Source organism: Moritella sp. (assembly GCF_033791185.1).
Lineage (GTDB): Bacteria > Pseudomonadota > Gammaproteobacteria > Enterobacterales > Moritellaceae > Moritella.
This window is the reverse complement of record NZ_JASJHF010000199.1, coordinates 1-6,782: the sequence shown is the minus strand read 5'-3', so window position 1 is coordinate 6,782 and position 6,782 is coordinate 1. Positions and strand designations below refer to the sequence as shown.

Here is a 6,782-nt window from a genome sequence, read left to right as displayed (position 1 = left end):
TTTAACTTTAAAGGCACAGATCAGCAAAAACGTGTTGGTCAATTGTCTGGTGGTGAGCGTGGTCGTTTACACCTGGCGAAATTATTACAATCTGGCGGCAACGTGATCCTACTGGATGAGCCAACCAATGACTTGGATATCGAGACACTACGTGCACTTGAAGAAGCAATTCTAGAGTTCCCGGGTTGTGCCATGGTTATCTCCCATGACCGTTGGTTCCTTGACCGTATCGCTACGCATATTCTTGATTACCGTGATGAAGGCAAAGTGAACTTCTACGAAGGTAACTACACGGATTATGAAGGCTGGTTGAAGAAAACCTTAGGTGCCGAGGCTACTCAGCCGCATCGCATTAAGTACAAACGTATTAGCTAATGTTGATGCCAGTATTACTGGTATAGCAACAATGACTAATTAAGATTAAAAGCCTGTAATAGTGATATTACGGGCTTTTTTTTACTTGTTTTGCTTAACTCGCGTTATTATCAATTTGTTGACGGTTTCTGATGGGATTTAGTAGTACTATAGATAACCGTAATAGTTGTATTCATTTTTAATTTAAGCAGTGATCGCCAACATGGAATTATCTAATTACGCGGATGTAATTAAAAAATCAACGACCTTGTATCATGAGCCTGATTTTATTCGTTTATTCGAGCAATTGACGCAGGGTGAAACGAACAGTACCCGCTTTTTAATTAAAATGGAAGTTAACCGTCTTTCAGCCTCAACCCGACGGATCCTCGATTTTCGTCAGCGTGGTGACAGTGGCGTGATCGCCTATGAATATGATGGTATTTTACATCACATAACGCCAAGCGAAATTAAGTTATTAGAAACCCTATTAGCGCAACACCAAGGTCATTATACCTTAGGTATCTACGAAGAAGTGTTGGCTTACCATCAGAGCGAACGCAGTAAACCAACCAATGAACGTCAAGTTGAGCTGTTGGATCCGATCGCGCAATTTGCTGTTGAACCGGTTCAATACGCCTCTTATTTTGTCCGTGACGAAGAACGTATGCATTATAGCTCAGCGGTTAAGATGCGTGTTGGCGATCGTGTTGTTGATGCGATGACATCAGATATATCAACCAGTGGCATTAAAGTTAAAATAGATAAAGCCCATAATATTGCCACAGCCAGTTTAGTCAATGTGAATTTTTTTGGTTTACGTCAAGAGTATGCGAATCATTTTTTGCGTAACTTTTTTGCTTACAAATTAATGGGCATCGATGAAGAAGAAAAGTTTGATTATTTACGCTTAATGCGCATTGATGAGAACGATGAATTAGATATTTTTATCACTAAGTTGATCACGCAAAATAAGAGTAAATATAAAGTTAACGTGCGTTATCAGGAAGATAATATCGTTGTGAAAGGCTATGAACAATTCTTTTTACCGCGTATGTCTGGCTTACCGCTGTATGTCTCTAGTGATGACAAACCGATACTGAGTCATTTACTACTCAATGAAAATAATCGGGGGGTATACGATTACTGGACGAATGAGGAGTCGAAGAGTCAGCTAGAAGCATGTTGGCAAACACCCTGGATGCAGACGTTGCTACAAACTAAGCAACGCATCGAAACAACCATCTACAGCTTTTATTATACCCAGAATGGGCGCCTGTATTTTTATGCTGCTGATGCGACAAGTCTGGCGAAGTCGGGCTCAAAAGCGTTGTTTCTATCGTTTGCTTGCCAACGTCCGAATTTCCGCGTATTTAAATTATCATTAAATCCATCCACATTTGATGAAAAGAAACATTTGTTGGCTGCAGAAAGTAACCAACAGCCACTGGGAACAATGACGCTAACCACGTTGCAAAATATTCGTTGGGTGGGATTATTACAAGATATCACCAATGAAAATATATTGGCTGACTATAAAGCCTATGTGCAGCAGGGCTGTGATTTTAATCAATTACATCAATATCGTTTACCGGTTGCAGCGCAGCGCGCAATATTAAGCCAGTTTAAGTTTGTGCAATTACGTAAAGAGCTACGATTCAGTTATAAAACTGCGATCGTGGCCAACAATACCGAGCATACAATTAAAGGTTGGAGTAATGACTTTTCAACCGAAGGGCTACAGATTGAATTAGAAGCGCCCTTGGAGGTTCAGATAGGTCAACGTATTTATCTTGAGTTACCTATGCTGCAGAAACTATCAAAGAAAGTCGCGCTGACTAATTTGCCTTACAGTGTGGTTGGCTGTAATAAAGCTAAAACTATTTTACACCTGCAGATATCCGGTGATAAAGAAGCCCATATTGGCTGTCAATTTTTTAGTCTGTTGATCAGCAGTAATAAAGATAAATTAAAACGCATGCCAGAGCCGAAGCAATCTCCAGGTGTCACAGCGGTATTGCGTAATATGTATTGTCAGTATTTGGCGACGATACCGCTGTATATCCATAAGGTGAATAATAATTACCAGATGGATAGAATAGGCATTAGCCCGAATGAAAATAGTCTATTACCGCTATTTGAATTTTTTGGCCAGCCTGAAGCGCCATACAATCTGTATCCCTTGATAGCGGATAGCCGCATTAAACAAGTTTTTGATGACGCATTAGCTGGACTCGAATCCACTTATCGCCCTTGGCAACGGGTGCTTTATATCACCGTTGCGACAAGTGATTCAACGGTGACCACACAATTTGAACAAGATTTTGCTGATGAATCAGAACGTCGTCAGTTTGTTTCTCATGGACTACAAAAAGGTGCCTTTTTTGCCATCCAAGTCATGCTATCTCGTACTGGTCGGCCTGATATGGAATACATTGAGAAAGAGCTCAATTACGTCAGTCATTATGCCGTGCACAGAGCGCAAAAACTTGAAGACGAACTGTGGAGTGTCCGCGGGGTGGTTGATTTGATTGATGTCTCAGATGAGTTATTTTATCGCCTTGGCTTACGCCGCGGGCGTTGATGTGTTGAGGTTTATGTTAGTGAATCGCCGTCCACGTTGATAAGCGATAACGTGGACGGCTGCTTTAAGTAAAGTTACGACCAGCTAGCCTCAACACAATTCGCAGCCAGCAATAGTCCAACCAGTCCTTCCAGATCATGATGATTGAGTGCGACTTGGGCCTGCTGTTGCACAATCGGTTTAGCATGGATCGCCACACCTAACGCCGCACTTTTAAGCATTATTAAATCATTGGCGCCATCACCTATCGCCACGGTTTGTTGCGGCGGGATCTGATATGCAGTTGCTAATGCTTGCAAGGTATCGGCTTTGACCTGCGCGTCGACAATATCGCCAATCACTTTACCGGTTAAAATACCGTCTACGATACCGAGTTCGTTGGCATAAACCGCATCAAAACCTAAATCATCCTGCAGACGTTGGGCAAAATAGCTGAAACCACCGGAGGCTATCGCCACTTTCCAATTAGCTTGATGTAAAGTGCTAATGAGTAGCTCTAAACCGGGCATCAATGGCATGCTATCCGCAACTTGGCTTAATACCGATTCGGGGCAATTCGTCAGGGTCGCAACACGTGAACGTAAGCTTTCTGAAAAGTCTAATTCGCCATTCATTGCTTTTGCGGTCACCGCGGCAACTTGTTCACCTACCCCGGCGAGTTTGGCTATTTCATCGATGCATTCAATTTGAATAGTGGTTGAATCCATGTCCATCAGCACTACACCCGGTTGATTTAAACTTGGTAGGGTTTGACTCAAAGCATAATCGATATGGTAATCATTACTCCAACTCGCTAAGGTAGTGTGGAATTGCTGTTGCAGTGCTCCAGACAATGGAGTAAAACCTAACACCACAATATCACCCTGGGTTAGGGTTTTATTATCGTTTGTCGCCAATTGTAATGGATAGTGAGCCGGTGGATAAAGAGTGATGTCACCGCTAACCTGCGCAGATACTTGCAACTGACTTAATGCTGACAGTAAATTGAGTAAGGCATCACTGGCGATTGTCGGGGCGAGGAGTGTGAGATAATAACGACTGTTATGGCTATTACTTATCGGCTGTTGTTGCGCAGAAATATTAAATTGGCCCTGACAATAACTGACTTGCTTGACCTGGGTGCTTTGCAAGCTTAACAATTGTGGCCATGCTATTGGTGGGGTATGACTAAATAAAGTCTCAGCGAGTTGAGTCATTTTGCTACTAATCCTTGTAATCGATAGGTTACTGCTAGTAAAGATAACGCATTCGATTTAAAATTGCGATTCGTAATTATGCTATTCAGAAAGGAACTCATTGTGGTGAAAGATAAGGATCGTAATAAATTCCTAAAGCGTCAAACGTCATTGTTGATCGCCCTAAGCCTTAGTTCATTGTTCATTTTTATTGCCATCTCGCTGTATAACAATGTGACCGCTTCACGTTATCAGCAAGTTGATATGCTCGTTGATTCATTATTGGACTATCCAACTAAAATGGCGGCGAACTTAATTGTTAGCCGTGAATCGCCAGATAGTACTCTGCGAGCGAACAGTAAAAAACAGCTACAACAGCTGGTGGACGAGGTCAGTGAAAATCAGTACGTGGCGAGTCTGCATGTGTTTGCCGAAAATGGTAAATTATTAAGCTCTTCACAAGAAGATTATAATGCGCAACTGCTGGCGCAAAAGCAGTATCAAGCCCCAACCGGTGTGCGCGTTTATTTAAAGCCAATATTAGCGGACGATTTATTAGGAAATAACAAACCCGTGGGTTTTTTACAGTTACATTTTAGTTATCAAGAAATGCTGAAAACCTTCACTATTTTCCAGTTTGATGCCACTAAATCTATTTTATTATTGTTCCTGTTATTATTGCTATTTGGTGTCATTATCGGTGTGACGATCAATCGCGTTCATCATAAATTTCGTTCGAAAAGGTAATCTGATGTCTAAACATATTCATATTCTTGGTATTTGTGGCACTTTTATGGGTGGCATTGCGGTACTGGCTAAACAACTCGGTTATAAAGTGACGGGCTCTGATGCCAACGTGTATCCGCCAATGAGCACGCAATTAGAACAACAAGGTATCGAACTGATCGAAGGTTATGATCCAAGTCAGCTCGACCCTGCGCCCGATATGGTGATTGTTGGCAATGCCATGTCGCGGGGGAATCCGTGTGTCGAATACATGTTGAATCGCAAGCTGGCATATACCTCTGGGCCGCAATGGTTATCTGAACATTTGTTACAACATCGCTATGTGATTGCTGCGTCGGGTACCCATGGTAAAACCACGACAGCGGCAATGGTGGCGTGGATCTTAGAATATGCGGGCTTAGCACCGGGTTTCTTAATTGGTGGCGTGCCACAAAACTTTACTGAGTCAGCCCGTTTAGGTGGTGGTTATTTCTTTGTGATTGAAGCCGATGAGTACGATACCGCCTTTTTCGATAAACGCTCTAAGTTTGTGCATTATCAACCAAATACCTTAATCATGAATAACCTCGAATATGATCACGCGGATATCTTCCCTGATCTCGCTGCGATCCAGCGTCAATTCCATCATGTGGTGAGAACGGTGCCGGGTAATGGACTGATCTTAATGCCTGATAATGTCCCTGCATTAGATGAAGTCAAAGCGCAAGGTTGCTGGACCCCAGTGCAGTGTTTAGGAGCTAACGATAGTCATTGGCAAGCTAAGCCATTACGTGCCGACGCCAGTCAATTTGAAGTCTATTGCAAAGGCCAACTTGCTGGTGTCGTCAACTGGAACTTGATTGGTGAGCATAATTTACAAAATGGCATGATGGCTATTGCCGCTGCACATTATGCGGGGGTTGAGTTAAGCCAAGCCATTGCAGGGCTAGGGGAGTTTAAAACCCCAAAACGTCGGATGGAAGTCAAAGGTGAAGTACAGGGTATTCGTGTTTATGACGATTTTGCTCACCACCCTACAGCCATTGCGACAACGCTAGCAGGGTTACGTGCGGCTGTCGGGGATGAACGTATTATTGCGGTATTAGAGCCACGTTCCAACACCATGCGTATGGGCACCCATCAGCAAGCCTTAGCGCAATCATTAACGCTGGCTGATGATGTATTGTTATACCAACCTGAAGGCTTAGATTGGAATCTACAGCCTGTGGCAGATGAGCTGTGTGTAACAGATGCATCAGGTCTCACACATGATAATAAAGCGGTTATTCACCAGCAGATTGATACCTTGATTAACGACATTGCCACACGCGCACATCAGCAGGATGGTCCTTGTCATGTACTAATTATGAGTAATGGTGGTTTTGCTGGCATTCATGATAAATTATTAGCCAAGCTATAGTTAATAAGATAGTTAATAAGATAGTGACAAAGTTCGGTCAAACCATAATTACAAGATAATGATTTATATCAACAAGGGCAATGAGCACCATGCAAACTAAAGCGGCGATGAAAGCTAAACCAGAATTTAGTAAACGTATTACCTTGGGTATTAGCGGGGCATCAGGCTCACAATACGCTGTGCGTTTATTAGAATTATTATTAGCGGCTGATGTGCAAGTGCATTTGTTGATGTCAGATGCCGCAAAAGTGGTGATGGCGACCGAAACCGATGAACAATGGCCGGCGGATAATAAATCTCTACAACTGTTTTTAAGCGATAAATACCAAGCGAAAGCGGGGCAGTTATTCGTGCCAAGCAGTAAAGATTGGTTCTCACCAGTGGCATCGGGCTCTGGCGCACCCAAACAGATGGTGATCTGTCCGTGTAGTATGGGCACGGTTGCGGCTGTAGCCCAAGGCATGTCGACTAATTTGTTACAGCGTGCGGCTGATGTGGTATTAAAAGAGCGTGGGCAGTTGGT

The 6,782-nt window shown here is 43.0% G+C and carries 6 protein-coding genes; 5 read left to right on the top strand and 1 reads right to left on the bottom strand.

Features of this window, described 5'->3' with window-relative positions:
- Positions 1-375: ATP-binding cassette domain-containing protein (locus QNK26_RS11975; protein WP_319223202.1), on the top strand; the 375-nt coding region annotated here is incomplete at its 5' end.
- A gap of 202 nt (positions 376-577) precedes the next feature.
- Positions 578-2,938 (top strand): PilZ domain-containing protein, encoded by a 2,361-nt coding sequence (locus tag QNK26_RS11970; RefSeq protein WP_319223201.1) that lies wholly within the window; start codon positions 578-580, stop codon positions 2,936-2,938.
- Positions 2,939-3,012: 74 nt separating this feature from the next.
- Here QNK26_RS11970 and serB read toward each other — a convergent pair whose 3' ends face one another.
- Positions 3,013-4,134 (bottom strand): phosphoserine phosphatase SerB, encoded by a 1,122-nt coding sequence (serB, locus tag QNK26_RS11965; protein ID WP_319223200.1) that lies wholly within the window; start codon positions 4,132-4,134, stop codon positions 3,013-3,015.
- A gap of 102 nt (positions 4,135-4,236) precedes the next feature.
- On the opposite strand from serB, the gene QNK26_RS11960 reads away from it, so the two are divergent.
- The 3 genes from QNK26_RS11960 to QNK26_RS11950 all read left to right on the top strand — a co-directional run.
- Positions 4,237-4,860: a hypothetical protein gene (locus QNK26_RS11960; protein WP_319223198.1), complete on the top strand. Its 624-nt coding sequence runs from the start codon at positions 4,237-4,239 to the stop codon at positions 4,858-4,860.
- A gap of 4 nt (positions 4,861-4,864) precedes the next feature.
- Positions 4,865-6,259 carry a UDP-N-acetylmuramate:L-alanyl-gamma-D-glutamyl-meso-diaminopimelate ligase gene (gene mpl / locus QNK26_RS11955; RefSeq protein WP_319223197.1) on the top strand — a complete coding sequence of 465 codons (1,395 nt, stop codon included), beginning with the start codon at positions 4,865-4,867 and terminating at the stop codon, positions 6,257-6,259.
- A gap of 89 nt (positions 6,260-6,348) precedes the next feature.
- Positions 6,349-6,782: flavoprotein (locus QNK26_RS11950; protein WP_319223195.1), on the top strand; the 434-nt coding region annotated here is incomplete at its 3' end.

Coding starts and splice junctions, on each gene's coding strand:
- QNK26_RS11970 (WP_319223201.1), top strand. CDS start 578: ATGGAATTATCTAATTACGCGGATGTAATTAAAAAATCAACGACCTTG.
- serB (WP_319223200.1), bottom strand. CDS start 4,134: ATGACTCAACTCGCTGAGACTTTATTTAGTCATACCCCACCAATAGCA.
- mpl (WP_319223197.1), top strand. CDS start 4,865: ATGTCTAAACATATTCATATTCTTGGTATTTGTGGCACTTTTATGGGT.